The following is a 3,146-nucleotide window of genomic DNA, read 5'->3' on the forward strand; positions in this document are numbered from 1 at the left end:
GTGCGCGATGATCGTCCCTTCGCCGGGACCGATCCACCGGCAGTCCTGTTCCACTACTCGCGCGATCGGCGCGGAGAGCACCCGCAAGCCCATCTCGCAGGCTGGTCCGGTATCCTGCAGGCCGATGTGTAGCGCGACATTCAAGGTGAGAGTTGCGCGACGATCAGGATGAGAAGTTGATTGTCGCGGCGCGACATTGTGTGGGCATGTTGATTGTCGCTGGCAAGGTCTATTTGTCGTCCTGATTGTCGCGGACGGCTTCAAGGACCTTGGGCGTGGTGAAGTTGGCGGGTCGGCCGGGGCCTGACCGGCGTGCTTCGGCGGTTCGCCGCCGATAGCTTTCGACGTTCATCTCGAAGATCGTTGCGTGGTGGACCAGTCGGTCCACTGCGGCGAGCGTCATGGCCGGATCGGGGAAGATGCTGTTCCACTCGCCGAAGGGCTGGTTGGCGGTGATCAGCATCGAGCGGCGTTCGTAGCGGGCACTGATCAGCTCGAACAGGACCGATGTCTCGGCCTGATCGCGGCTGACATAGGCGAAGTCGTCGAGGACCAGCAGGTGGTACTTGTCGAGCTTTGCCAACGCGGATTCGAGCGCCAGTTCACGCCGGGCGACCTGGAGGCGCTGCACGAGGTCGGAAGTGCGCGCGAACAGGACACGCCAACCATTCTCGACCAGCGCAAGGCCGATGGCAGCGGCCAGATGGGTCTTGCCGCCACCGGGCGGGCCGAAGAGGATGAGGTTGGCCCCCTGCTCGAGCCATCCATCACCCGCGCACATGGCCATGACCTGGGCCTTCGATACCATCGGCACAGCCTCGAACGCGAAGGTGTCGAGGGTCTTTCCGGCGGGCAGTTTGGCCTCGGCCAGATGCCGCTCGGTCCGCCGCCGATCCCGTTCGGCGATCTCATGCTCGGCGAGCGCGGTCAGGAGGCGGGCGGCAGGCCAGCCTTCCTTGTCGGCGCGCGCGGCGAAGTCGCCCCACATATGCTTGATTGCCGGCAAGCGCAGTTCGTTCAGCATCAGACTGAGCCGCTGGGCGTCGATCATCGGGGATGTGCTCATGCCGCCTCTCCCCATCCGATCAGGCTGTCGTAGGAGGCCAGACGCCCGAGCTTTACATCCACCTGAGGTAATTGCTCAGGATCAGGCGAGAACCGGCTGCGCAGAGCAGCGATGTCAGGGCATCGCCGCGCGGCAAGATCGGCTTCGAGCAGTCCGGCAAGCTCAGCCTCACAGGCGCGCTCGTGCGCCATGGCCAGCAGATCGACGGTCATCCTGCAGGCGGCGTGCTCGCCTTCATGCTCCAGCAGATGCTCGAACATCCGTCGGTAGGCTTCGCGGGGGAACAGGCTATCGCGATAGACCAACCCCATAAGCGCCATCGGCTTGCGCCGCAGCGAGTGGATCACATGCCGGTAATCGACGATATGACCATGCTTGCCATTGTCGCCAGCGCGGCCGCGCACCAGGGTCATGAGCAGCGTGCTGCCCAGGAACAGATCGATCCGGTCATCATAGAGCCGCGCGCGCAGGCGGTGTCCGATTAGCCTTGAAGGCACGGTGTAGAACACCTTGCGCAAGGTAAAGCCGCCCGATGAGGTGACCCTGACCAGCACGGCCTCATAATCACTCGTGCGCGTATCTGGCAGCGGCTGCAAGGTCCGACGCTCGACATCGATCGAGGGAGCATGGCGCCGATTGCGCGCGGTCACGACCTCATCGATAAAGCCGCGATACGCCGCCAGATCAGCAAAGTCGCTGCTTCCCCTCAGCAGCAAGGCATCCCTCACCACAGCCTTGATGTGGCCGTGAGAGCTCTCGATCGAGCCGTTCTCGTGGGCAACGCCTGTATTGTTGCGGGTCGGCTCCATCCCGTAATGTCGGCACAGCGCATCATATCGCGTGGTCAGATCAGCGCGGGCATCGGCATCAAGATTACGGAACGCAGCCGAGAGGCTGTCCGTCCGGTGACGCCGCGGAGCACCGCCTGCGGACCACAAGGCGTTCTGCAGCCCCTCAGCCAAGGCAACAAAGCTCTCGCCGCCCAGGATCACATGGCAGTGCTCGAACCCGCCATAGGTCAGTCGGAAGTGATAGAGCATATGCTCCAGCGGCACGCCTGCGACCGTGACATTGAGATCGCCCATATGGGTGAAGTCCGACAGGCCAAGCCTGCCCGGCTCATGCAACTGCCGGAAGATGACCTCGCGCTCGGGCCCATGCAGCGCACGCCAGCCCCTGATCCGCCGCTCCAGCGTCCGGCGCGCAAACGGCAGATCGCCGTGCCGACGGCGCAGCTCCTCAAAGACCGCAATCGGACGCAGCCCGGGCGCTGCTTCCAACAGCGGCACAACCTCCTCGTCGAAGAACCCGGCAAGCGGATCGGGACGCCGCCGCCCACGGGGCGCCTTCTTCTGCGAAGGTAGCTGCGGATCCTTCAGCAGCCGGTAGCCCGCAGCCGGGCTCATCCCCGCCTTCGCCGCAGCCACGGCCACCGGGTGGTCTTTCCTCAATGTCATAAACAGCCTCATCTGATGATCGGTTATGTGACGGCCAGGCACACACGGGGTCCTCCTCAAAGGAAAAACCCCACCATACCCAACACCGCGATCATCTCCGGCAGCCCCCAAAAGGGTGCTCCGGTGTGGGGGGAACGGCTACGGGCTACGCCCTGCGCCGCTCCCCCCACACCGGATTCTCATCTTGATTGTCGCGCATTCTCATTCTGATTGTCGCGCGACACTCACCGCTCATGCGGTTCTCGTGAGGTTCTCCGATGGGGCTCCTTAGGATGTCCCTTAGAGTACTCTTTCGGCCTATCCTGCACCCCCGTCCTCCAAGGGTCAGGGTAAATTAAAGGCCGTTGGTTTTGCTGCAAAAATCCGAAGCCCCATATACGCAGCGGACAGCGGCGCTTCCCCCCCTAGGGCCCCCGGCTGTGCCCCGGCAGATCGCCGCGCCATCCCAGTGCCTCGCAAGGTCATGGGCGAGGGTCCTAGGTGGCGCGGCAACCCCATGCGCTTTACCGGGCGGGGCGGCCCAGCAGCTTCGCCAGCCGTGCGTGCACCTCTTCCGCCAGCGCTCCGGCCTCTTGCTTGCTCATGCTCATGTGTGCGTCTCCTTTCGTGGTGAGGCCCTAGGC

2 protein-coding genes and 1 pseudogene are annotated in these 3,146 nt (G+C 64.0%); 1 reads left to right on the plus strand and 2 read right to left on the minus strand.

Going from position 1 to position 3,146, the window contains the following annotated elements:
• Nucleotides 1–126: pseudogene (locus tag KYX69_RS23035) on the plus strand (transposase); the annotation flags it as partial.
• A 103-nt stretch (nucleotides 127–229) separates the two neighbouring features.
• Here KYX69_RS23035 and istB read toward each other — a convergent pair.
• Complete coding sequence (gene istB / locus KYX69_RS23040; protein ID WP_066114260.1) at nucleotides 230–1,066, minus strand: IS21-like element helper ATPase IstB; 837 nt, start codon at nucleotides 1,064–1,066, stop codon at nucleotides 230–232.
• The gene (gene istA / locus KYX69_RS23045) at nucleotides 1,063–2,535 is read right to left on the minus strand and encodes an IS21 family transposase (RefSeq protein ID WP_230961030.1); all 1,473 of its coding nucleotides are present in this window, start codon (nucleotides 2,533–2,535) and stop codon (nucleotides 1,063–1,065) included. Before istA ends, istB begins: the two co-directional genes overlap by 4 nt.
• Nucleotides 2,536–3,146 lie beyond the last annotated feature (611 nt).

This window comes from Sphingomonas sp. (assembly GCF_030145815.1).
In the GTDB taxonomy this organism is placed as follows: Bacteria; Pseudomonadota; Alphaproteobacteria; order Sphingomonadales; family Sphingomonadaceae; genus Sphingomonas.